Genomic DNA, 25,251 nt, shown 5'->3' with positions numbered 1-25,251 from the left:
CGATCATGGATCGCAATGAATCTCGTGCCCCTCTCCGGGAAACCAGAAAACATCGACAAAAACACCCAGAAAAACACCCGCGATATAGCCCATAATCATCCCCAGGAAAAAGGGTGCATAGCGCCGATAACGCTCCAAACCACCCAACTTCATAATAATCGTCTTCACACCCCACATCAGGAAAATACTAAAAGAATTATCCTGCATCTCGACCATGCCACAGATCGTAAAACCAATGGGATGGATTGGAAAACCCGGGAAGCGATACCGCAGAAAGTAGAGCGTACCTGTAAAAATGCCGCCAATACCCATAAACAAAAAGCGATTCCAGTCCGTAAACAGCACATCGCCCTGAATTCGGGACACAGCCAGACGGCTAAAACCCGCCCCATTGAGAGATCCAATCCCCTTAAAAGTCGTCCGGCCAAAATTGGCACTGCCAATACCGTAATACCCCTGGTATATGACGAATATGATAACCACCGCCGCACCGAGCAAACAGCCGATGAGCACAGTCGGAGCCACGGCTTTGCGGCTGCGCTTTGCCATCGCCATACTCAACCGCGGAACATGCGCCATCTGCGTCGTCGCAAACGTCTTCCCATCCGCCACGAGACTCATCGTAAGCGTCAAAATAGAAGCGCCAGCAGGCCCCATATTCCCAACACCGACGGCATGCCATGTAAACCCCGGCGCCGTGAGAGGCACCCGAAGATAGACCAGACCGCTCTCCACCACAATGCGGGACATCCCCACAAACAAAACGAGCATCGCAAATGACCATGCGAGAATCGTCTCCGCTCCCATACCCGCGCGCCAAAGCCAGAGAAAAACAAAACCGCAACACGCCAGCAAAAGCCAGACAGCCGTGCGATAGGACATAATCTCTTCGGAATCATCTACACTTTCATCGCGCAAAAACGCCTTGCGAAAAATATCTCGAAAATGAGACCGCGCAATCCAGAACCCCCAGCCGACAAAAACGGCCATCCCCCCAAATGTCATCCAGCCAATCGCCGGATGGCTCGAACTCCACGGATCGTTCGGACCCAAATCCAGGCCAAAGCGGTTGAACAGCCCCACCACACAGATCTGAACCACATGGAAAAACCACAGGCTGAAGAGCACCTCCAGCTTGGTAAAATACCCCAGACAAAACGTGAGCAACACAAACGTGGTCACAATACTCGGAAAGCCCGGCGCAACCGAAATCACATTCCGCCCATATCGCCCTGCCAAAAACGGAAACATCGGCAAATTGACCGTGAACCACGTAAACACATTCCACGCAATAATGGCAAACGTAAGGCCAAACCCCCATTGAAACAGGCGATTGCGCACAAGCGTCCTCAGCGTACCCGTCGTACCGGAAACACCCGTGAGTTCCAGCAGCGCGGTGGCGACCGGAAAAGACAGCCGCTCGTATTCCATCCACTGTTTCCGCAGCAAAACGCTCAGACACAGGTGAATCGCCAAAATACTCGCAATCAGCGCACCCCACCAGAAAAGCACCGAAAACCACTCGCCCCACGGAAACGCTGCACCGGGCACTTGCCCCTCGTAAAATCCGCGCACTGCATCGCGGTCGGTAATCGTCGTCCAACTCGGCATGTACGGCAAGAGAAGCTCATCGAACCGGTTTTCTGGCGACGCGTAATACGCCGGCATCGTCAGCATCTGTAAAAACCACACCGTGAGCCACTCGCCCTGCATAGTAGATGCGACAAAACCAATACAGCAAACCGTGAGCAATTCCGTCGGAGAAAAACCGATACCGCGCCGCTCGAGAAAAGCGTTTAGAATCAGAAGCCCCACAAAAGGAATGAGCATCGCCATCGAAAGATGCGAATGGTCAGCCCGCGTTGAATTCACCACAAAACTGGTATAGGTCGGCCACAGGGGCATGAGCATGGCCATACCCAGCCCAATCAGGAGGGATCGTTTGGTAATAACGGAAGAGCCTTCAGCGGTTTCTGATTTGGGAAGGCGCGTTTCTGGAGATGCGGACATAGAATTTGGGATTGATGGTGGACTGAATAAGGGGATTGCTGGGAACGGCACAGGAGCCTGTCCCGTAGTGACCCTATACGGGAACCGTCCCCTACGATTACTCTTCATTAACCGCTTGCATCAGCGCGTGGATGTATCCATACGTGTACGCAAAACCGACCTGCCTCGATTCGGGACCGGAAATACCCGGAACGTGATCGGGCATAATCATATATTCGTAGCCCACTTCTTTGAACGTCCGCAAAGCCTTGAGCATATCCACATCGCCCTCATCGGGAAACACCTCGACAAAATCGTGAAGCCCACCCTTGATATTGCGGAAATGCACATTGAAAATCTTCTTGCGCTCTCCAAAATAACGGATCACATCATAGGCGTCCGCACTGGGATCTTCCAGGCTCTCGGACATACAGCCCAGGCAAAAATTCAATCCATTATACGGACTATCGTACAAATCGATAAACTTCTTAAAACCATCCACCATACCGAGCACGCGCGCGACCCCTCGATACGTCGTCCCATATCCGATACCCGGATCCGAGGGATGGCACGCCATCTGAATCTTGTACTCCTCCGCCACGGGCATAATATTCTGCAACCAGTGATCGATGCGCGCCCACATCTCGTCTTCATCCGCAGCACCGCCTTCAAACTCGCCCAGAGACTGGTCCAACTTGTCGTACTCAAACGACGACAGCCGCGCACCTCCGCGTCCGTATCGCGGCTCTGTCCGCATATGTCCCAAAATCGTGATATTGTAATTCAGCCCTCGCAACCCCGCTTCCGCCGCCATTTTAACCGTCTCGCACATCCGCTCAATAGCCCGGTCGCGCTCGTCGCTTGGACCCAGGAAAATCGCACCAGCTTCGTTTTGGAAAGCATTGCTTGAACCCAGCGGAATGTGAATCATCTCCAAATTAATGCCATATTTATCATACCGATCGCGCATGGACTTAATCGCATCGGCACTCCACTCCGCCCAGGGTCCCTCCGGTGTTTGATCGACATTAAAAACCCCGAGTTGCGCGAGAATCTCGATATCCGTGTCGTTCCGACAAGCCACCTGCGTTCCGATATACATGGTAACCTCCAATTTGTGAAGTTAGAACTGCGATAATGCGTCAGATGCCAAAATACGTTCCGATCCTCTCAATGTCAATGTGTATGATTCGGCTTTTTATTTAAAAAGCTCTGTGATAAAAAAAGCCCTCAAGCAATAAGCTATAGGGCTTTAGTTATTAGATCTTTTCCCCATCAATCCCAGGGAAGCGGCACCCTTAGGCGCGCGCTAACCTCGCGTGCGTTTTCCTGTTCCATCTCGCCATAGCGAATACCCTCGGCGCGATGAAGCGCCATGCGCTCTTCTTCAATCGCACCTGGCAGCAACGCGCGGTCATGTCCCGGCATCGGCTCGTACGTCTCGCGCACCGTTCTCACCATGTGATCTGACTCAGCTCGGAAATCCTCCTCGGAAACCGCCTGATCAACGCGGATCGCAAGAACACAACCACCCGCACCTGACGAGGGCCATTTCTCCTTCATCTCATGAGAAGACGGAAGACCGGTCCCCGCCAACCCACCCCCCATAATCGAAGCCACAGCCGTGTACCCAATACTCTTAAAAAACGCTGCCGGAATCATCTCGAACAAAGCCTCAAACTCCGGACCCCGCTGGTAATCCGCCAAAATACAGGTCGCCGCATCGAGAACAATCGGAGGCTCGTCGCCAGAGGGAATCGCAAAACATATTGGAGGATTGCCAAAATAGCCGAGAAGTGGTCCCCTGCCATCCCTCTTTGCATTGCCCTGCTGTCTGCCCTGCACGCAAAAACCAATACACCCCGCCTCGGAACACATCCGCGCATAATGACCCGCCGAACCAATATGCCCCACATGTCGCGCCAGCCCCATGCCCATACCCAGCTCTTTCGCTTTGCGAATCGCGTGCTCTGCCGCGCGCACCATCGGGAGATACCCCACCGTACCATCCCCATCAATAACAGCACACGTCGGCGTCTCACCGATCACCCGCACATTGGGACGCGGATTGAGACTCCCATTTTCAAAACTCTTGCAATAGCCATTCACAGTCCGCGTACCGTGGCTGCGAACACCTCGCAGATCGCTATTGACCAGCAGGCGACTGATAACCCGCGCGTGATCGGTCTCAAGCCCTGCCTTTTCAAAACAAGCCACGGCAAAATCCAGAAGGCGATTTTCATAGACGTGAACGAATGATTCAGGAGGTTGATTCATAGGAAAAATCCAAAAGTAAAAGTGGAAGAACGACCTCTAAGACCACAAATAAACCTCGGGGTCATCTTCAGACATGCCGATAAACGACGCCAGCACAACGCGGGGTTGAGAGCCTGCGACAAAAGGAACTTCGTGAATCGTCTCCGAATAAAAAAAGTAGAGATCCCCCGGTTCCAGACTGACCTGCACGCGCGCAATCCCCTCCTCCTCTGCGTACTCGCGAAACCGCCTCTCCTCCAGAGGGCGTTGAAACGCCGGCGACATAGGCGCCCTGTACAGGACCCCCTCGCCGCTATCCCCCCGATCCTCGCTATTCTGAAAACACAGCACACCCGCAAACTGATGTCTGAACCGGGAAACCGTGAAATTATAGCGCTTGGACCGCTTCGACACGGAATCGTAATGCGGGTAATGCCCCACACCCTCGTGATAAGTTCTAAAAATAGAGGGACCGTAAAGACGACCATCAACGCTCCGAGCCGTCATAACCCGCTTATCCGGAAGCATCCTGGCAAGCGCATCGTACAGCGTCTTCACGGGATCCTCATACCCGTCAAACAAATACGAAAAAAGATCGTGCGTCTGGCGAGAATGTTCGTAAAAAGCATCTGGATCATTCCCGTGGTGCCCCAGACTCGTACCAATATCAACCCGGCGGGGACTACCATCACCCACCTTGCGCGGATCGTAGAGCAAACCGCGCTCGTAAAACCGCTCAATAAGAGCCGCACAGTGATCCGACGGAAACGCGCAACGCACGATAACAGCGGGAATCTCGCTCGCCATCATCGCATCGAACGGCCGCGGAACCTGCGCGAGAATCTCATCAACAGTACCCTCAACAGGGGACCAGACCGCTGTTTGAGACATCGCAATTTCTCCTAATCTAAAAACTCAAGCACTCTCATTCTGTCAATCCAGCGCTGGCGCCTCGGATTTCCGTGGACATTTGCCAGCCAGTGCGGCGGATGGATCGGCTCTGCAGGGCGATCGAATCTGACCGCAGTATCCGCATTCGACCTCCCCTGCTCCCGCGTCACGCGCTCTTCCTCAGCAGTCCTGGGATTATTGTAATAGACAAGCGTACACATCCGGCGATCAACACCACCACCAAGACTCGCATGCCAGAGCCGCAGGTCAAAAGCCACCACATCTCCCGGCTCTGACGCACACACAAAAGCCGGCACCTCGTCGAGATCCAGGCGAGACGCTTCTCGCGCCTGTCGCAACTCATCGTGAAAAGGGCATATATGTGACCCCGGCAGAACGCGCAGCGCGCCACTTTGTGCATCCACTGGCTTGAGATAAAAAGCGAACTTAACGCCATACTGGTGAGGACTCCGCGTATCCGGATGCCACTGCGTATCGCCTACATAGCGATTGGCATCGCAAGCCACGCCAAACACATCCTCCCCGTAGAGTTGTTCTGCCACCCTGCAAAACCTGAGATCTTCCAGCAAACCCGCAAAAAAGGGCGTATCCGGTCCCAGCATAGGCACCCAATGCCGACGCGTACCGTCAAAAGGCGCGTGTCGATACGCCGCTGTCAGAGCATGCTCGAACTCCTCGTTAATCGTCTTCAACTCGTCCTGATCAAACACCTGCCGAAAAATCAGAAATCCGAACGTCTTGAAATAATGAACCTCTTGCTCCGTCAGCATAAGCCCTCCAGTCTTGTTCTAAGACACAGAACTCAAAGGCTCTGAAATCGCGGCGATCTTCTCCTCATCCAATTCCATACCCAACCCTGGACCTTCTGGCAAAATCACGTAACCCTTCTCGTATTGTATGCGCTCCTTAACCACATCGCTCTCGTAAAGCAACCCACCTGTTGGATCGCCCGGATAATCGAGATTCTCCACCACAGAACCAAACGTCGCCTGAGCCGCCACGCCAATAGACAACTCCTGCGTCGTACCCACCAGACACGACAGACCAGCCGCATCGGCCACCTGCGCGATATGCAGCGCATTTGTAAACCCCCCCGCACCCGACAAACTGATATTGAAAATATCGACATACCGGTGTCGGGCAAACTGATAGGCCTGATCCAGTGAACTGACGTGCTCACTAATCGGCAAATCAATTCGCTTTCGCACCTCGTATTGACCCTCCAGATCTCTCCGGTCAGAAACGGATTCCAGATGAAAAGGCCTGTAGTACCTCAACAAAACATCCAGTGCCTGCACAACCCGTTTCCACTTGTGCGCGCCGCTAAAATCGAGCGACTTCAAAACGAACTGATCGCCCCAGGACGACTTCACCCCATCCAAAAAAATCTCATCCGCCTCCACATTGCCGCCGTGATACAGCCGAAACAGATCCTGTCCCTCCTTCATCCGGCGATTGACCCGCGCGATATTCGCCTCGGCATCTTCCCTGGAATAATTCCTGAAAATCGGATAACACACGCGCCACTTATCCCTCAGCGCCCCGCCAAACACACCCGCAACCGACTGCCCCTGAATCTTGCCGACCAAATCGAAAAGACCGATCTCAAACCCCGCTCGAATCGCCCCACCCATTCGGAACCGGGACCTCGCTTCAATGGTAATCGTGCGCCACGCCAGCGGATCCTTTCCCACGAGCAACGACTCGTAGGCACCCTTGACATCATTGAGATCGTACATAACACTCCAGTCGTTCACATCGGACATCTCCCCCAAACCGATCAATCCCTCATCAGTGTGAATGCGAACAATAACGTGACGGGATAAATGTCCAGTCTCACGTCTCGACGCAACGGGGGTCAAATCAACACTCGTGATCTTCATAACAGTTCCTCCTCTGGTCAATGCCAAGTAGGGGGTGTACAACTCCGCCAAAGGTCATCCACATGACGCATAAATCGCGCTCTTACTGCGGTGTTCTAACCTCAAACTAACGCATTTTTTTGGCAATATCAAGTATTACTGAGGACTGGGGACTGGATAACAGGCAAAATCTCTGGATCGCGGCTCAAAATCATGCCGCGATGACAGCGAATGGGGGGCTAACCGCCGACCACTTCAGTACTTTCGCGCCAGCGGATCTGCACCCAGAATATTGGGATGGGCAATTGCATCGCGGAGGGCTGTATAGAGAGGATGGAGACACTCGACATTTTGCGCGAGGGATCGTATCACAAAAAGATCGGGCCTCGGGGAAGCAAAGGAAAGCAAAAGAGAATCCTGCGAGAATTTCAACAAAGGAACGAGCGTTTGGGAAAAATTCTCCACCAAATATTTAAAACGTGCGGAATCACCCGCAACAAAAATATTAAAAACAACACCATAAGCCCCAAACGCTCCCGTATATACTGGCGACAACGTCCCCGGCTCGGAATAATAGCACTCCACCAGAACCGGGCGATCAGCCGTATGCACAGTAATATCAGACCGGTAACTCTTATACCCAAAAGACTCGCCAAAAGCCACGCGACCAGCCGTATGACCATCGGCGAGAACCAGACACGAATCAGGCACCAGATGCCACGTCTGCTCCTGCTCAAAAACACTTCGCGAGTATGGAACAACTGGATCGGGCAAAACAACGGCGAGGCCCCCGGCTTCCACCTCACCGATAGTTATTTGCTTACACGGAACACCATTGGGACTCTTATAAACTTTGGTAAACGCCTGAGTCCCCAGATAAAGAGTTGCCCCTTCGCCACAGCGCACGCGCAGCATCGTCGCATCCCCTTCCACCATACCGCCCCCATAACTGGAAAGCACAACAGCGCAATAATCGCCCTGCGCGGCGGGATTGAGCAACTTCAAAGGCGCTACTGAGCGACAGGCAGTCAGAACAGAACGGGAGCCATTGCGGGTCACTTCAATTTGGGAAGGGAGCATCATCGCGTTTGAAGTGACAGAACAGACCTGTGCGCCTGGAGAACATACTCGATAATCTCGTCGAGCCCAGACCCGTGTTTGAGACAGGCAAAAAGCGTGGGACCATCGCCGCGCATCCTTTTTGCATCTCGCGCCATAACACCCAAATCTGCGCCAACCAGACCGGCCAGATCGGTCTTATTGATAACCAGCAAATCCGATTGCGTAATCCCCGGACCCCCTTTTCGGGGAATCTTGTCCCCAGCGGACACATCAATCACATAAATCGCGTAATCAACCAACTCCTTGCTAAAATGCGCCGCCAGATTATCGCCGCCACTCTCCACAAAAAGCAAATCAATATCGCATCCAAAGCGAATCATCAAATCCTCAAGCGCATTCAAATTGAGCGAAATATCCTCCCGAATAGCTGCATGCGGGCATCCGCCCGTCTCAACCCCAATAATGCGATCGGCCTCGAGCGCCTTGTGACGCAAAAGAAACTCGGCATCCTCGCGCGTAAAAATATCATTCGTAACCACACCGAGACTGAAACGATCGCGCAGCGCTTCGCACAACACGCGAACAAGCGCCGTCTTCCCCGTCCCCACCGGACCGCCAACCCCCACGGTAAACGCCCGCTGAGAAAAATCGCGATCGCAGAGAACCGACTCGCGCAAAGTAAAGTCACCCGGAGAATCAAAAGGCTCGTGAGAATGATCGTGGTCGTGATGGTGATGATGATCGTGCATAGCAAATCCTCTAACTCTGAAACAACCGCGAATACAGATACTCGTGCATACCCTGTGCAATATCCCACTGGGGCGCACAGCGCGTCGCACGCGTATAATCTACCTGCGCGACAGAAGTCACAGCATTAATCGCCGTCTTGTGATGATGTTTTTGCAACCGCGCAGCTTCGAGAGGACCAATCTGCCCCAGACGCACAGCCGCACTGATCTGATCGCGCAAAAACTGATACATAAAAATCCGACACGTCTGCCCGCGTTTAAGCCCCGCAATCCGGAAAGTCGTACCAAAAACAATCGTATAATGAGCCGGCACAGGTTGTGCAAGCAACGTCTCGTGCAACTGCGCCATCGCATCGGAAAAATACAAATCGCGCATCAGCCGCAACAAATTGCGCCCTTGCACCTCACTGCCGCGGACAATCGCCGGTGCCGTGAGCATCGCGTCGTACGCGAGCAGCATATCCGTCAAATTAGCGGGAATCAAATCACCCTTAAAACACGTATTAATAAACGGAATCTCACCGTTTGCCGTCGCGTGAATCACCGTTTGAAGATACGCATCCAGATCATCAGAAGACCGCAACAACCCCATCTGTTTGGTGGCCTCCAGCCCATAGGAAAAAGCATATCCACCCGTAGGGAAATTGCTATCGGCAAGTGTGAGAAGATCGAATAGCATAATCAAAACAAATTATAAAGCTGTGCCAGGGGCAATTTCTCCGCCGCCTCGCAGGTAAGCAACTCGCCATTGACCGTAACGCTATAAGTCTCCGGATCAATGTGAATATCGGGAATAAAATCGTTGAGCTTCATATCCCTCTTCCCAATATCCCGACAATTGGACACCGCAACAACGCCCCTGGACAAATCATAAGACGCAACGGTCTCCAGCGAAACCCGGGAGACAAAAGCGAGAGACGTAGAACCCACGGCATTGCCATAAGCGCCGAACATCGGACGCGGATACACGGGTTGCGGCGTGGGAATCGAGGCATTTGGATCGCCCATCTGCGAATACGCAATGATGCCCCCCTTAATCACCATCTCGGGTTTTGCACCAAAAAAAGATGGCTTCCAGAGCACCAGATCCGCGAGCTTGCCCACCTCAACCGAACCGATATAATCGCTCAAACCATGAGCCGTCGCGGGATTAATCGTGTACTTGGCGATATACCGCTTCACACGCCCATTATCATTGCCCCGATCGCCACGCAGTGCACCGCGCTGCTCGCGCATCTTATGGGCGGTCTGCCAGGTGCGGCAGATAACCTCTCCCACGCGCCCCATCGCCTGGCTATCGGACGCGATAATCGACAGCGCCCCCATATCGTGCAAAATATCTTCTGCCGCAATCGTCTCCTGCCGGATACGGCTCTCGGCAAAAGCCACATCCTCGGGTATATTTTTATCCAGATGATGGCACACCATAAGCATATCCAGATGCTCGTCAATCGTATTCGCCGTAAAAGGCCGCGTGGGATTCGTAGAAGAAGGCAAAACATTCGCCTCGCCACAAAGACGCATAATATCCGGCGCATGTCCCCCACCCGCACCCTCGGTGTGATACGTGTGAATCGTGCGCCCCTTAAAAGCCGCACAACTCTGCTCCACAAAACCCGACTCATTGAGTGTATCCGTATGAATCGCCACCTGAACATCGTATTCATCTGCAACTGAAAGACAGGAATCAATAGCAGCAGGCGTCGTACCCCAGTCCTCGTGGAGCTTAAGCCCGCATGCACCCCCTTCAATCTGCTCAATAAGCCCTTGTGGAAGCGAAGAATTGCCCTTGCCCAAAAAACCAAAATTGAGGGGAAAAGCATCGCTCGACTCCAGCATCATGCGAATGTGGTGCGCCCCCGGTGTACACGTCGTAGCATTGGTACCCGTCGCCGGACCCGTACCGCCACCCAGCATAGTCGTAATACCCGAAGCAATCGCCTCCTCAACCTGCTGAGGACAGATAAAATGGACATGCACATCAAGCGCGCCAGCAGTGAGCACATGACCTTCGCCCGCAATAACCTCGGTCGTAACCCCCACGATGAGATCGGAATCAACACCCGACATAATATCGGGATTACCCGCCTTGCCAATACCGGCGACACGCCCGTCTTTAATCCCAACATCCGCTTTGTATATCCCCGTATAGTCAACCACAAGCGCATTGGTAATAACGAGATCCAGTGCCCTATCCTGCGACACACCCGTAGCCTGCCCCATGCCATCGCGCAGCACCTTACCCCCGCCAAACTTGCACTCATCGCCGTAAATCGTATAATCGCTCTCCACCTCAACGACGAGATGGGTATCGCCCAATTGAACGCGGTCTCCCGTCGTGGGACCGTACATACTGGCATAAGCGGTTCGATCAATCTGAGACATTTTGAATCCCCTTAAATCCACCATCCCCCGCCCTTTGCAAAGCCTCTGCCTTATTCTCATCAATCTGCCCCGAAATAAGGCCATTCCCCCCATAAACCGTGCGGTTGCCAGCAATAGCCACGAGATCAACCGTTCTACTTTCCCCCGGTTCAAAACGCACGGCAGTACCAGATGGAATATCGAGACGGAAGCCATAGGCTTTTTCGCGATCAAACGAAAGCGCTGGATTAACTTCAAAAAATGTATAATGCGACCCCACCTGTATCGGACGATCGCCGGTATTGGTCACAGAAAGGGAAATCGTCTCCCGGTCCGCATTGAGCGTAATCGGATCAACCGCCGTAGTCCCGGCACCCGGCGTATCAGAAACCGCATTATCCGGCGACCAGGGCGAGCAAACGCGCGCAAGCCCCGAACCGTACAACGCGAGATCAGAATCGCCTTCTGCGCGACAAATAGGATGGTGAACCGTCACGAGCTTCGTCCCATCGGGAAACGTACCCTCCACCTGCACCTCGTGAACCATATCCGGAACACCGGGCAAAACATCTTCCGTACCCAGCAACTGCTTGCCCTTATCCATAAGCGCGGCAACAAACTCGCCATCTCGGATAAACTCGAGAAGCTGTGCAGCGATAAGCGACACGGCTTCGGGATAATTGAGACGCAAGCCTCGGGCATACCGCTTCTGCGCGAGAAAACCCGCGTTGTGAAGCATCAATTTGTCAATTTCTTTAGGCGATAAATACATGGAAAATCCCTGCTTAAAACGTAAGATACTGCTTAATACTCTCGTCAGACAATTCATCCGCAGAACCGCACAACGCAATCGTTCCGCGATCCATCAAATAAAAATAATCGGCAATCTGTCGGGCAAAATCAAAGTATTGCTCCACCAGAATAATAGTGAGATTCCCTTTATCCTTCAGATGGATCAACACATTCTCGATATCGAGAATAATCGAAGGCTGAATACCTTCTGTAGGCTCGTCCAGAATGAGAATATCCGGATCGCCAACGAGCGCACGGGCAATGGCGAGTTGCTGTTGCTGTCCCCCACTGAGATTACCCCCCATACGATCTTGCATATCGGCCAACACGGGAAAAAGGTCGTAAATCAGATCCTCCGGCAGAGATGCAAGGCCATCTGTGCGCGCTTCCAAACCAATCTGCAAATTCTCATACACCGTCAACCTGGGAAAAATCTCGCGACCCTGCGGCACATAACTCAAACCCGCACGCGCCCGCAAATCCGGTGCCTGCCCCGTTATATTCACCCCATTCAACAGAATATCGCCTCCCCGAGGTTGCAACAAACCCATGATCGTCTTGATAAGCGTCGTCTTCCCAACGCCATTGCGCCCCATAACCGCCACAATAGCTCCCCTGGGAATATCCATATCAATATCGCGCAAAATGAGACTCTCACCGTAATAAACATCCAGACCTCGAACGGTAAGCGCGGTATCTGTGATCGTCGTCATCTCTATCCCACCCATTCAATGCTGCGCACTACCCAAATAACACTCAATAACCCGGGGATCATTTTGCACCTGATCCATCGGTCCCTCAACGAGCACCTTGCCCTCGTGGAGAACCGTGACAGTGCGGGCGATCTGTCTCACAAACTCCATATCGTGCTCAATAACAATAATCGCGTGATTCATCGTCAGGCGTTCGAGAAGCTCCCCCGTCTTAACCGTCTCTTCATCCGTCATACCAGCAGCGGGTTCATCAATCAAAAAAAGCTCGGGATCTTGCAAAATAACCATCGCAATCTCCAGCCACTGTTTTTGCCCGTGCGAAAGCGCATCGGCAACCGTATGCAGATGGTCAGCCAAACCCGTCTGCTCTGCAACAGCCTGGATGCGATCGCGATTCTTATCCGACAGACGCGAAACAAGCGAAAAGAGAACCGTGCGGTCAGTCTTGAGCGCCAGCATCAAATTCTCGTACACCGTAAGAGAAGTAAAAACAGACGGCGTTTGAAACTTCCGCCCAACACCCGCTTTGACAATCGCATCTTCGCTCATCTGCGTGAGATCGAACTTCTCAAAACGCGCACTACCGCGATCGGGTCTGGTCTTCCCACACAAAACATCGAGAAAAGTCGTCTTACCCGCACCATTTGGACCAATAACAACGCGCAATTCGCGGTCGTGCAGGACAAACTCATCTATGTCGAGCGCAACAAATCCATCGAAGGACACGCGCAAATTTTCAACAGTCAGCAGAACCGGATCAAAAATCATATCAATCCTGGCTTTCAGCGGCTACAGGTGCTGGGATGCGTATGGGCAAGAATCGCTTCAAACTACTTATCTTTATCTTAGACCGCAGACCAATGAGACCATCGGGAAAAAAGAGCACAACACCGATAAAAAGAAATCCCAAAAAATAGAGCCAGGTGCCGGGGAACGCACCCGTCAAAAAACTGTAGAGAAGATTCACAAGCACCGCGCCAATAATCGGTCCAATCAAAGTCCCCCGCCCGCCAACAGCAACCCATATCACCATCTCAATAGAAGCCTGCACATCCATCCGGCCCGGTGTAATAATCCCGGTCTGAGGCACATAGAGCAACCCACCCAGAGCACCGAACATACTGGCCATCACAAAAACAAATACCTTGTAGCTCATAACGCGATAGCCGATAAAACGCAACCGATGCTCACTATCGCGAACCGCAATAAGCACGCGACCAAGCTTGGATTTCACCACAAAGCGGCACAAAAAATAGGAAACAAAAAGCGTGACAAAAGCAATAACATAAAGACCGCGTTTGCTCGCCGGATCCGCCAGCTCAAAACCGAGCAACGTCTTAAAATCCGTCAGCCCATTGGTACCGCCGAGCATGGTTTCATTCCGCAAAAAAATGAGCCAGACCCCCAGGGCAAGCGCCTGCGTAATAATCGCAAAATAAACCCCCTGAAGCCGGCTGCGAAAAGCCAGAAACCCAAAAATAAGCGCAATAATCGCCGGAACCATAAGCGCCAGAATAAACGCAAATGTAAAAGTGTGAAAAGGCTCCCAAAAAATCGGCAATTGTTCCACGCGATTCCACACCATAAAATCGGGCAACGCACTCCCATAAACCCCTTGCGTACCCGTCTTGAGCAGCATGTGCATCCCAATCGCGTACCCACCCAAACAAAAAAAGAACGCCTGACACAGCGACAGAATACCCGTATATCCCCAGATCAGATCAATCCCCAGAGCGGCAATCGCAAAACAAAAATAACGACCCCAGAGATTCAATGTCGTATCAGAAAGCAACCCCATAGCATTGAGCACGGGCGCGGCAATGCCAAAAATCAGGAATACAATGATAGGACGGTAATAGGTCATAAGATAGCTCTCGCGTGCGAATCTACGAATCTACGAACCCCGCCCATCCTCCTAAGATCAGTGTGTATCGCCATTCGTCTATTCGTCTATTCGTCTATTCGCGTTTTCACTCGTCTCTCCCCTTCGCGGGAAAGATACCTGTGGGACGCAACTGTAAAAAGAGGATAATAAGACCCAAAATGAGAACCTTGGCATAAACGGCCTCGGCGAAAGGTTCAATAACCTTATTGGAAACGCCAATACCGAGACCCGCCACAATAGTCCCCAAAATTTTTCCAACACCGCCAACGACAACCACGAGAAAAGCATCGACAATATACGTCTGCCCCATATTCGGCACGACATTGCCAATAAGCGTCATAGCCCATCCCGCGATACCCGCGATACCCGTACCGATAAAAAACGCAATCGCATCAACGCGACGGGTGGGAACACCCATACAAGCACTCATCTCGCGATTTTGTGTAACCGCGCGCAACCGAAGGCCAAACCGGGTCTTAAAGAAAAACGCGACCAGACCAACCAGAATAACAGCCGTGAGACCTATGATAAAGATCCGGTTATACGGCAGCATAACCTGCGGTGCCAATTCAAAACCACCACTGAGAATCTGGGGCAGCTTGACAGCCGTGAGATCGCCAAAAATCGTACGCGCGAGTTGCACCAGAATAAGACCAATCCCCCATGTAGCCAGCAAACTCTCGAGCGGGCGATTGTAAAGACGGCGAATAACCAGAGACTCCACAAGCAAACCCATACTGCCAGCCGCGAGAAATGCAACCGGCAAAGACAACAAAAAAAACAGATCGATATACGCAGCGGGCAGGACAATCATACAAATATTCTGAACAATAAACGTAAAATAAGCCCCAACCATCATAAACTCGCCGTGCGCCATATTGATAATACCGATCTGCCCATAAATAACCGCCAAACCAAGCGCAATCAGAATCAAAATAGACCCCAGACTGAGACCAACAAAAGCCGTCTGGATCACCACCATAATCTGGTTAAATGTCTCCAACCCCTGAATCGCATTTCGTATCTCGCTTTGAACCGAGGGATCTGACTCGGCAATATTGCCACTGGCATCGGGTTCAACACGCGCGCGCAAAAAAGAAAGGACGAATGTATTATTGAGTTCACCCAGCGCTTTAGCCGCATTGAGACGAACTTCGGGACTGGGATGTGTGAGTTCGAGCTTGCCCAGAGCAACGCGGATCAGACTTTGAATACTGCTATCCGTCTCTTTTTCCAGAGCCTCTCGCAACATGGGGACCGCGCCCAGATCACCGCGATTGCCCAGCGTTTCTACAGCAATGCGGCGCTTGCCGGGATCTGGATGAAAAATTTCCATCTGCGTGAGATAGGGTTGGATAAACGAGCGGATGCGACGGTTGCTATCAATCTCTTCGAGATCGATCAGCGGAGCGATAAGGGGCTTGCCCTCGTCGTCCAAAATGGGATGGCGTTTGGGATAGGCGGTGTAGAGCGGGGCGAAGGTATCGCCATAATCGTCTTCTTGCATTTCGCCGATAATGACGAGCTCATTATTCTTCAGATAGAGTTCACCATTGAAAAGCGCGACCATCAGGGCATAATAAGCGACATCTTTTGCATCTGAAATAGCCCTGACAGCCGTTGTGATACTATCGCGGTTATTGCTAACAATGCGCCCGAGTTGCAACTGGTGATCCATCTGTGCATGGACGGAAGATGCGCCCAGAATGAAAACCAGCGCGCAGATAGAGCGCAAAAAATTGTGGCGTTTTATTTTCATGCGTTTAAGTCACCACCACAGCGAGAGACACCGCCCATCTATGAGAGAACCAGAGGAAAGCGGCATCCCTCTTTTGCGGTGTGCTTTTTCAAGTTAAAACGTAAAAATAGATTCAAAAGCAAACAGGGTTACTTCGGAATCAATATCGCGGCGCAATTCGGCCAACACACCCCAGTTATCGGTAATCGTATAACTGGGACTAAAGGTAATCTCCGTAAACTTTCCATCGGCATCTGTATCCAGACCGCTATAGCGCACAGTCGCACCGACCTTGTCGGACAAAGCCATATTACCCATTAAAATCCAGCCATAGCCACTATTGCCACTTTCCCCCCAGTTCGCCAGATAGTTGTATTCCGCAGCCAGTGTCACGGGACCCGTGGCATACATTCCCCAGGCATTGACGAGCGACTGTTCAAAACCACCCATATCTTCCCAGAGATACGCGACCTTCGCCGTAAATGCTTCAACAGGTGTAAAAGCAACCTGTGCTTCAAAACCCAGATCGTCAAAACTGGTATCGGTCCCATCCCACACGCTGGAGACAACAGAGCCAAAAAAGCCGACTTTGCCATTGCCAAAACCCACAGCAGCGCCATTTTGATAACCACCATAAACAAGCGTCGCGGAATAAGAGTACTGATACAAACCTGTGGGTTCTGCAGTCTCCCAACCCGAACAACTCAAAAATTTACCGCCCGTAATGCTAACGCCATTCGGCGCTTTGTAAGTCACAAAAGCCTGCTCGAGATCAACAGAGCCACCACTGAGGCTATTGATATCGGCCTGGGCTGACAGCCCGTGTCCATAATTGTAAATAAAGTCAACTTCAAACTGATCAAAAGACAGACTATTGGATTTGGTTGCCGTATCATACGTTGACGACATATCAAAAAATCCCGTAACCGTGAGGTTATCTGTAATTTTGATCTGAGCGAATGACGAAGTGGCGGAAAAAGCCAGCAGCGCGAGAAGCAGCAACAGTTTTTTCATTTTTTTCTCCTGTTTTGCGGGCGGAGCAATCCAGTTGCCCCGCCCAAATTTTTACTGACCGAGCATATAGGTTCCCATGTACTTGACATGATCGCAATCTTTGTCCGCACTCGTGATATCGTCCCAGGGATCGGGAGCGACGAGGCCATCGGTCTCATATACAATCTTGAATTGACCGTTCTTGCGGATCTCGCCAATCAGCACGGGCTTGTGCAAATGGTGATTCACCGGATCCATCATCACCGTACCCCCCGGACCGTCAAACTTGAGGCTGTAAAGCGCGGGACGCACGGCATCAACATCAAAAGAACCGGCTTTTTCTACTGCGGCTTTCCACAGATAAACCCCCACATAAGACCACACAATGGGATCGTCAGTAACGCGTTTGGCACCACCGGGCAACCCATTTGCCGCGCAATAATCCTTAAACTTCTTCACAAATGCGCGATTGTCCGCAGAGGAAATAGATTGGAAGTAATTCCAGGCAGCCAGATGACCGACGAGAAACTCCGTATCCATCGAACGCAACTCATCTTCAGCAACAGAAAACGCCATAATCGGGCACATCGCCGATGTGAGCCCCTGATTGGCAAATTCCTTGTAGAACGGAACATTGGAATCGCCATTAATAGTAGATAAAACAGCCGCATCGCCATTGGCGGCAAAGCGCTTGATCTTCTGAACTATGGTCTGATAGTCCTGATGGTGAAAAGGCGTATATTCTTCAACGATATTCTCTTCGGGCACACCCTTGTGCAGCAAGAAAGCGCGAAGAATCTTATTCGCAGTACGCGGGAAAACATAGTCCGTACCCAACAGATAAAACTTCTTATAACTACCCCCTTCTTCACTCATCAGATATTCAGCAGCGGGAATCAACTGCTGGTTGGGCGTAGCACCGGTATAAATAATATTGCGAGAACACTCCTCCCCTTCGTATTGAACCGGATAAAAGAGCAAACCATTGCTCTCTTCAAAAACCGGCAAAACAGACTTGCGCGAAACCGAAGTCCAGCAACCAAAAGTCACAGCGACATTCTCTTCCCGAAGCAGCATTTTGGCTTTCTCGGCAAACAGATCCCAATCCGATGCCGGATCGACAACCACGGGTTCAATCTTCTTCCCCAGCACGCCGCCACTGGCATTGATCTCTCCAACAGCCATAAGCACGACATCCCGCAGTGAAACCTCAGAGATAGCCATAGTCCCGCTCAGAGAGTGCAACACGCCGAGTTTAACTGTTTCTTCTGCCTGAGCAGAAAGACCTGTAGTGCACAGCAGTGCAGCGGCAAACAAAATATTCAAAAACTTTTTCATACGTATGATACCTCCATCCATTGTGTGGTTTGTGATACATCGAAAAAACAAAATCTTCTTAACGAATAGGTTAGCCTACAAAAAGCCTCCTTTCAACAAAGTAATACCCGATGTGCATATAAAACTTTACCCCGCCGCAATACCCGATGATCGCGACGGGGTAAAAACTACATTCAAATTATTTCAAAAAGATTAAACAGATATAAACTCGGTGTTTCTTGAATTTTTTTATTTTATAGCTCCGTTGGGCCGTGCCCTAAATACTCCACCAAAACGGGGTAACTCCAAACAAGTGTCAGTGCGAGAACTATGCTTCCACGCCACTTCATTTTGCCACCTCCAGTTTTCAGGGCGTTGCTGACCATATGGATGACCAATGAGCGGGTATATGGTCGTTGCTGATGTCCACGTCATGCCAATCGAGGATCAGCTTGTGCCACTCTGGTTTCGCCAGAGCCAATCCGTACACGGTCACGTCCGGGTTGCGCTCCAGAATCGCAGTAGCGGCCAGAGACAGCGTCTTTCCCGTAGCCACAAAGTCATCTACGATGAAGACCGTATCGGCATCCACAGAAGCGGAACGGTAGCCGGCATGCTCCACCAGCAAGGAACGAAATTCAGGATACAGTCCTCCTCTCCCCGTGGGCAGATGGACTTCCTTCTGTAACAGCCCCGGCTCGTACCTGCATGCGCCAGCGCAGCGACGCGCAAGCATCGCCAGCAATCCCTCTATATCCGCGATTTTCTCTGAGGAGCGCAGAGCGGGAGCGAAAACCGTCCTGATGGGGTCCAGCCCCAGGCCCTGAACAAGAATACCTGCAGCGTGCGCCATAAGCCTTGCTCCGCCTTCGGTCGAGGCATCGTCAGGATCGAATTTGAACTTCGTAAACCGGGTGCTCCACATGTCCTCGGGTCGATCTTCGAAGCGGTATCCCACAGTGAAAGCAGCCGACACACCGTCGCTAAACGTCAGCGTATCGTATCGAAGCAGGTTGTGGAAAATGCTGGGAAAAACGGACATTAAGGGTGGCCCTCCAGGCGCTGGTCGATGTAGTAGGACAGATGACTGATTTCTCGCGACAGAAACACGCCTACGGCGAGCACCTATCCAGAAGTCAGAAAATCTTGAAGTTCCACTATATACCCCCTGCTATGGATGGCACGATGTTCACTCTATCGCCGTCTTTTAGACGGACCCCTTCGTCTTTCATGAATCGGATATCCTCGTCATTGACGAAGATGTTGATATATCCCCGAATCTCTCCATTCTCGAACAGCTTGTCCTTGATACCAGCGTAGTCGTTTTCGAGGCTGTCGATAAGCTCTTCTACGGAGGTTACATCGGCGACCTCTACTGTGGCCTGGTTGTTCGTCAGCTTCTGAAGTGGGAGAGGTATATGTACGGTTACTGTCATTTTGTAATCCCTTCCAACGGTTGTGAGAATGGATATCGATTTAGAGCGTGCAGGATAATTTCCTCAGCGTGTGCAGGACACTTTCGACGGGCTCGAACCCGTTGATCTCGACGGCAAGAGAAGGATCGGGACAGATTCGCCGGTAGCGATTGAGCCAGATTGCAGACATACCGCATCCAATGGCTCCCAGAACGTCATTCTCCCATGAATCCCCTATCATCGTCGCTTTCTGCACTCCGAGTTCAGCAAGAGCGTAGTGGAAGATCGCCGGGTCCGGCTTTACTGCCCCTACCTCCTCCGATATCGCCAGGGCGTCGAGGGGAAAAAGGTCGAATAGCTCCAGTTTGTATCGCTGAAGTGGACAGCCGTTGGTGACGACACCGATCTTTGCCCATCCCCGCAGGGCGTCGAACAATTCCTCGACCCCCGGAACAAGCCTCGGATTGGATTGCTGCGCTTGCGCGTAAGCATCTGCTGCCTCGGCCACCCTGCTTGCTTCTATGTCGTAGCGCCTGCAAATGCCGCGTATGTGTACACGGCCCGCTTCCTCAGCCGATAGGCTGTCATCGAGAATGCGGGGGTAGGTAGCGTTCAACTCCTCGTCATGGGCGAGTTCCAATTCTCCCAGCGAAACCTGCTTCAGATCAGGCAGTATCTCCTGAACGGCGCGCAGCCCATGGCGGCGAGAGTATTGGAGGTCGATCAGCGTGTCATCGAGATCGAACAGAACGGCAGTGCTCATCAATCCTTTCCCTTCCTTTCCTGATATTACTTCTTAACTGATGTTACGCAGTCATGCAAAAATTGGCTTTGATAAGAAGAAATTCTTTGCAATATAATACAAATGTTTGTAGAAACTGATATAGAAATTAAAAATAATAGCTGAACGGGTACAGATTCTGCCAGACAGACCCCGTTGCCCCAAATGCACAACGTTAAACCACATCGTGTGTAAATGATTTTTCGTGCTGTATGAGCACCGCGTAACGTCAGTTCTTAAATCAAATTGCTACATAATCCCCTTCCGTTTGCAACAGCCGAATTGCGTGGCGGAGCATCTCCATAAACTGGTCACTTATAATACTGAAATTGGTCTCTAAAGTCACCAACCTTTCACCTGCATTCGGGATTCACTCCTGTTTGGCTAACTGCTTCAACATCAATGATGGCAATACTCACGACAACACTCACACGCCTGTCCTTTCCATCGCTCACAACCACTACATTGGTTTAGAGGGGCGACAGAAGTATCCCTGAACTATCTGTCGCCCCCTGGCCGGGCTGTGAAATGGGAAAGGTTTGCCCGGCGCGCTCATAAATCCCTACTCGGAATTTCCCTACGCTAACTTTCCCTATATGTGGATAGTATAGAAAAATGATCTGCATCCACCCACAGACTGTAGGTGAGAGAATCACCATCAGTACTCGTCGCTGAGATAGCATCCTGTTCGTCTTTCTCACAGTCAGTTTAATCGTCGTGTGCATCATTCGCCGAAGCTCTCCACAAAAATCAGAAAATCGGGTACCCCAATCTCACCATTGCCATCCAGATCGTATTTTGCATCATAATGCGCCTGGCCTTCTCGAGAACCAAATGCCTCCACAAAGAGCAAAAAGTCAGAGATACCAACGATCCCATTGCCGTCAAAGTCCGAAGAAGGCGGAGTAGCCTTGCCCAGGACAATATTCAGATCCACGGGTAGTACCTCGGCGTATTCCTCTCCCACAACGCTCACCCGCATCAGGCGTATATCTGTGCCTGAAAATGTCTCTGTAGTGCGAAAGCGAATCGTGCCCATCAGACTGCCATCAACCACTGGATTTTCTTTCGACAACGTCATCCCTATACTCACAAAATCCCTTCCGGGGAGGGCCGAGGTACCAGATACACTACCCCTGCTAAATCCCTCATAAACTACCTGCGTCGCATCGTATTCAAAGCGCAGTGAAAAATTATCTATCGCTTGAAAATACCTACCGAAAATCTGGATAGAGAAAACCCGACCGGGAAAAACATCGAGAGAGGACAGGGACTGATCCGCTTCAGCATCATCCACATCCAGAGAAACGGACGGCGTGGCCGTCTTACCAATACCCACGGGTGACCAGTCGCCATCGCCTGTCGCATTGCTTCCCCGCACCTGTACCACGTATGCGGTATTGGGCCTTAGCCCAGTGATAGTCGCGCTCGTCCCGGTCACATCCTGCGGACCGTCCGTAAAGACCAGAATATCGCCCTGTCGGTAGCGCAAATCATAGCCCATAATCGCCGTGGGAAGCGCCTCCCAATTCACCGTCACACTGATCGCCGATGACCCCGTCACCACCGGCGCATCAGGTGCCCAGGGTAGCGGCTGGCCAAAATACGCTTCAGATAGTGCAAAAGCATCCTCGCCAACCTGGACGCCGATGATACGGGCAGGGATATCATCTACAGGTGGATGGATGCCGCCCCAAAGACGCGAGAGAGAACTCTGATCCGAGGCGTCCTGGTACGTAGCCCATTGCAGCACCACATCCACACTGGGACCTTCTTCAAAAACGAGAAAGCGATTGCGCCGGATGCGAAACTCGCCCATTCCCCCTGGAAAAAAGGGATCGCCGGTGAGCAGGGTCAAAACCCTGGCAGCGGCATTGGAGAAGACCGAATGCCCCGAGACATAACCGGCAAAAGGCGGAGTCACAAAATTGGACCGCTGATACGGCCACCAGTTCTCTGCCAATATCCAGCCCACGCCAGCGATATCAGTCGCCGTATCCGTAACATAATCCGGCCCGCGCCAGGCCTTCAATTTGATTTTGCCAATATGCTCGCCGTATGTACCAGCGAGGGGATCGCCAGCTTTGACCAACTCGATATAGCCATCCACAAGCGGCAGACCAGCCGGGTCATAGCGCGGTAAGTCCGGATCGCTGCTCTGACCGCGGTCAGCCATCCAGCGAACGGCTGAAATGGGACGGACATAATCGTACCAGGACTTTATACTCCACGCACTCACTGCGGCATCGTGCATGGCACCCCCCAGGGATAAGTATGCCTTCACATCCCATTCCAGATCGTCGAGAATCGGCCCCTGTCCCTTGAAACGCTTCTCAAAAAGCGAATGGTCACTGACATAGTTGAGGATGCTGAACCAATGGCCCGGTGGTGTCTCGGTATCTGGACCGTCAGCCCAAAATTCAGCCAGCACCCGGGCGTAGTCGGCACGCGGCACCCACTGGTCTTCATAGGGCTGCCCGGTATGGGGATTAACCGGATGGCCCTGGCTGGCATCACCGCCATCGAAAAAGTTGTAGAACGCCTTGTACTCGCTCAAGGTCTGGGGCAATGCTGGCGCATTGCCGATAGCACCGGGCGAAATATTCCACAGAACGCCATCAGCCGGGTCGAGATGGGACGACCACAGCGCGACCAGAGCAAAGCCCCATTGATACTCTTCGGATGCCATTCTCTGTCCAGCGCGTTCACTGTTTTGTTGTTGGAAGTCTATACAGGGCGGGGGGCCCGGATCGTGGAAAACCGGATAGTTGTCACCATCCCGTTGGTACATCGTCATGTCCTCTTCGCCGAGGGCAAAGGGCATCATGGAACCCCATTCTGGCGTGAGAAACTCGTCGTATTCTCCAACGATGAGAGGCTGCCAGAAATTGGGATCAATAAGACCGTTATGCCCCGGCAGGGATGGGTTTAAAGGCGGATTGAGCGGCGTGTAGTAGCGGATGCGGTAAGCGCCTTGTTCATTGGCACCGTCCTGCAAACCGAACTGAATCAATTGCCGGGCGATATAGTTGCCCAGAGCCGCGGGGTTGCCGCTGGCATAGTCTGTGGAGGTGAAATTCGGATCGTATCCCAGTTGTGCCATAAGCGTGCCGATGCGGTTGAACGTCGTTCTCGCGCCGGGTGAATAGGCAAAGCGGTGTTCTATAAGGCGGTAAGCCGCATAGCTCATGGCCTGATGGCGAGCTTCTTCTACGTCATCGGGGCGGGGCACACCGGTAAAGGGAACGGTAAAACCATTGACAGTTTTGCCCAGCAGATAAGTCTGCTCGGGTCCATCGCCATACACCGCCCATGCATCGTACACTGCTATGCTGGTGTGGAAAAGATTGCGAGCCTGGATTGTGGGAAAAGCTTTATCATTGCTAATCGCCGTCAAAAGGGCATCGTTCCACTGCCGCGCCACCGAGTGCTGGGCAAGAACTGGAGAGGCGGATAGCACGAAAAATGAGCAAAGCGCACAGATGAAAAGCTTTTTATACATATTATCTCCTTCCGAGATTGTATTGATGGATTAACTGGCATGCCACTGCAACCCATCTATAAAAAGCAATATCCGTGCCAACTATAATTATTTATCTAACATGTTGATTTTATTGAAGATTTTAAATTTCTCTAAATTTCATAATTTTTACGATATAAAGTAAAAAACAGCTATAATGATGCATAAGATTTTTTATTTCAACAGGTTATATAAAAATAGCGATATATCGTCTTTTTACGATATATCGCTATTCAAGAATGATTGATACACTATTTAGGGACGCTTAATACGCAGTTTTTTGATTTTGCTATACAGAGTAGTAGGCGGTAATCCCAGCAGAATTGCTGCGCCCCGAGGACCGCTTACCCGCCAGTCGGTGATTTTGAGTACTTTGAGGATATAGCGGCGTTCAAAATCCTCCAAAGGCACGACTTCTCGGTCTTGATCTATAGTATTAATCTCAAGGTCAAGAGCGATACCTTCGCGTCGAGAACCATACAGTCCCAGATCACTCACTTTAATTTGAGATCCGTGACACGCAATTACAGCACGCTGTATCGTATGCTCCAGTTCCCGCACATTCCCAGGCCAATCGCAGGTTTGTAGTACCTCTATAACCTCTGGTATCAAGGCACCGATTTGTTTGCCTATATGCGCTGCCATGCGATTCTTGAAAAACTCGGCAAGGCCTGGGATATCCTCCGTCCGCTCGCGCAACGGCGGCAAATACATCGGAAAGGCATTGAGACGATAATAGAGATCCTCCCGAAAATCACCTTCATTGACCATATCCTTCAAGTCGCGATTGGTCGCTGCCATAATCCGCGTCTGCGACTTCAGCGTCTGAGTGCCCCCAACGCGCTCAAACGTACCCTCTTCCAACAAGCGCAACATCCTGGCCTGTGTTTCCGGGGTCATATC

The 25,251-nt window shown here is 51.7% G+C and carries 22 protein-coding genes; all 22 read right to left on the bottom strand.

Annotation, left to right across the window (positions count from 1 at the left end):
- Positions 1 to 3 precede the first annotated feature (3 nt).
- A complete protein-coding gene (locus OXG87_12065; protein MCY3870286.1) occupies positions 4 to 2,010 on the bottom strand; it encodes a hypothetical protein in 2,007 nt (668 codons plus the stop codon).
- A 97-nt stretch (positions 2,011 to 2,107) separates the two neighbouring features.
- Positions 2,108 to 3,091, bottom strand: a complete 984-nt coding sequence (locus tag OXG87_12060) for a mannonate dehydratase (GenBank protein ID MCY3870285.1) — start codon at positions 3,089 to 3,091, stop codon at positions 2,108 to 2,110.
- A gap of 173 nt (positions 3,092 to 3,264) precedes the next feature.
- A complete protein-coding gene (locus OXG87_12055) occupies positions 3,265 to 4,266 on the bottom strand; it encodes an Ldh family oxidoreductase (GenBank protein MCY3870284.1) in 1,002 nt (333 codons plus the stop codon).
- Between the two features lie 36 nt (positions 4,267 to 4,302).
- Positions 4,303 to 5,136, bottom strand: a complete 834-nt coding sequence (locus OXG87_12050; GenBank protein MCY3870283.1) for a hypothetical protein — start codon at positions 5,134 to 5,136, stop codon at positions 4,303 to 4,305.
- 11 nt (positions 5,137 to 5,147) lie between these two features.
- The gene (locus OXG87_12045; protein MCY3870282.1) at positions 5,148 to 5,927 is read right to left on the bottom strand and encodes a phytanoyl-CoA dioxygenase family protein; all 780 of its coding nucleotides are present in this window, start codon (positions 5,925 to 5,927) and stop codon (positions 5,148 to 5,150) included.
- Positions 5,928 to 5,945: 18 nt separating this feature from the next.
- A complete protein-coding gene (locus OXG87_12040; GenBank protein MCY3870281.1) occupies positions 5,946 to 7,040 on the bottom strand; it encodes a muconate cycloisomerase in 1,095 nt (364 codons plus the stop codon).
- 234 nt (positions 7,041 to 7,274) lie between these two features.
- On the bottom strand, positions 7,275 to 8,102 hold the full coding sequence (locus tag OXG87_12035) for an urease accessory protein UreD (protein ID MCY3870280.1): 828 nt from the start codon (positions 8,100 to 8,102) through the stop codon (positions 7,275 to 7,277).
- Positions 8,099 to 8,830, bottom strand: coding sequence for an urease accessory protein UreG (gene ureG / locus OXG87_12030; GenBank protein ID MCY3870279.1), 732 nt, complete (start codon positions 8,828 to 8,830; stop codon positions 8,099 to 8,101). The genes OXG87_12035 and ureG overlap by 4 nt, the downstream gene beginning before the upstream one ends.
- A gap of 10 nt (positions 8,831 to 8,840) precedes the next feature.
- Positions 8,841 to 9,509 carry a hypothetical protein gene (locus OXG87_12025; protein MCY3870278.1) on the bottom strand — a complete coding sequence of 223 codons (669 nt, stop codon included), beginning with the start codon at positions 9,507 to 9,509 and terminating at the stop codon, positions 8,841 to 8,843.
- 2 nt (positions 9,510 to 9,511) lie between these two features.
- Positions 9,512 to 11,215 (bottom strand): urease subunit alpha, encoded by a 1,704-nt coding sequence (gene ureC / locus OXG87_12020; GenBank protein MCY3870277.1) that lies wholly within the window; start codon positions 11,213 to 11,215, stop codon positions 9,512 to 9,514.
- Positions 11,202 to 11,966, bottom strand: coding sequence for an urease subunit beta (locus tag OXG87_12015; protein ID MCY3870276.1), 765 nt, complete (start codon positions 11,964 to 11,966; stop codon positions 11,202 to 11,204). Before OXG87_12015 ends, ureC begins: the two co-directional genes overlap by 14 nt.
- A 13-nt stretch (positions 11,967 to 11,979) precedes the next feature.
- Entirely contained in the window at positions 11,980 to 12,699 is a 720-nt protein-coding gene (urtE, locus tag OXG87_12010; protein MCY3870275.1) for an urea ABC transporter ATP-binding subunit UrtE, read from the bottom strand.
- Between the two features lie 15 nt (positions 12,700 to 12,714).
- Positions 12,715 to 13,467, bottom strand: coding sequence for an urea ABC transporter ATP-binding protein UrtD (gene urtD, locus OXG87_12005; protein MCY3870274.1), 753 nt, complete (start codon positions 13,465 to 13,467; stop codon positions 12,715 to 12,717).
- A 1-nt stretch (position 13,468) separates the two neighbouring features.
- Positions 13,469 to 14,563, bottom strand: coding sequence for an urea ABC transporter permease subunit UrtC (gene urtC, locus OXG87_12000; GenBank protein MCY3870273.1), 1,095 nt, complete (start codon positions 14,561 to 14,563; stop codon positions 13,469 to 13,471).
- A 106-nt stretch (positions 14,564 to 14,669) separates the two neighbouring features.
- Positions 14,670 to 16,343, bottom strand: coding sequence for an urea ABC transporter permease subunit UrtB (gene urtB, locus OXG87_11995; GenBank protein MCY3870272.1), 1,674 nt, complete (start codon positions 16,341 to 16,343; stop codon positions 14,670 to 14,672).
- 93 nt (positions 16,344 to 16,436) lie between these two features.
- Complete coding sequence (locus OXG87_11990; GenBank protein MCY3870271.1) at positions 16,437 to 17,336, bottom strand: outer membrane beta-barrel protein; 900 nt, start codon at positions 17,334 to 17,336, stop codon at positions 16,437 to 16,439.
- A gap of 51 nt (positions 17,337 to 17,387) precedes the next feature.
- Complete coding sequence (gene urtA, locus OXG87_11985; GenBank protein MCY3870270.1) at positions 17,388 to 18,653, bottom strand: urea ABC transporter substrate-binding protein; 1,266 nt, start codon at positions 18,651 to 18,653, stop codon at positions 17,388 to 17,390.
- Positions 18,654 to 18,999: 346 nt separating this feature from the next.
- A complete protein-coding gene (locus OXG87_11980; protein ID MCY3870269.1) occupies positions 19,000 to 19,674 on the bottom strand; it encodes a phosphoribosyltransferase in 675 nt (224 codons plus the stop codon).
- Between the two features lie 115 nt (positions 19,675 to 19,789).
- Complete coding sequence (locus OXG87_11975) at positions 19,790 to 20,068, bottom strand: MoaD/ThiS family protein (GenBank protein ID MCY3870268.1); 279 nt, start codon at positions 20,066 to 20,068, stop codon at positions 19,790 to 19,792.
- Positions 20,069 to 20,108: 40 nt separating this feature from the next.
- Positions 20,109 to 20,810 carry an HAD family hydrolase gene (locus OXG87_11970; protein MCY3870267.1) on the bottom strand — a complete coding sequence of 234 codons (702 nt, stop codon included), beginning with the start codon at positions 20,808 to 20,810 and terminating at the stop codon, positions 20,109 to 20,111.
- A 742-nt stretch (positions 20,811 to 21,552) separates the two neighbouring features.
- On the bottom strand, positions 21,553 to 24,330 hold the full coding sequence (locus OXG87_11965) for a fibronectin type III domain-containing protein (protein MCY3870266.1): 2,778 nt from the start codon (positions 24,328 to 24,330) through the stop codon (positions 21,553 to 21,555).
- 273 nt (positions 24,331 to 24,603) lie between these two features.
- Positions 24,604 to 25,251, bottom strand: a 648-nt coding sequence (locus OXG87_11960; GenBank protein ID MCY3870265.1) for a sigma 54-interacting transcriptional regulator, incomplete at its 5' end; no start/stop codon positions are given.

Source organism: Gemmatimonadota bacterium, from assembly GCA_026706845.1.
GTDB lineage: Bacteria > Latescibacterota > UBA2968 > UBA2968 > UBA2968 > VXRD01.
The sequence above is the reverse complement of the archived record's forward strand: the minus strand, read 5'-3'. Positions and strand labels throughout refer to the sequence as shown.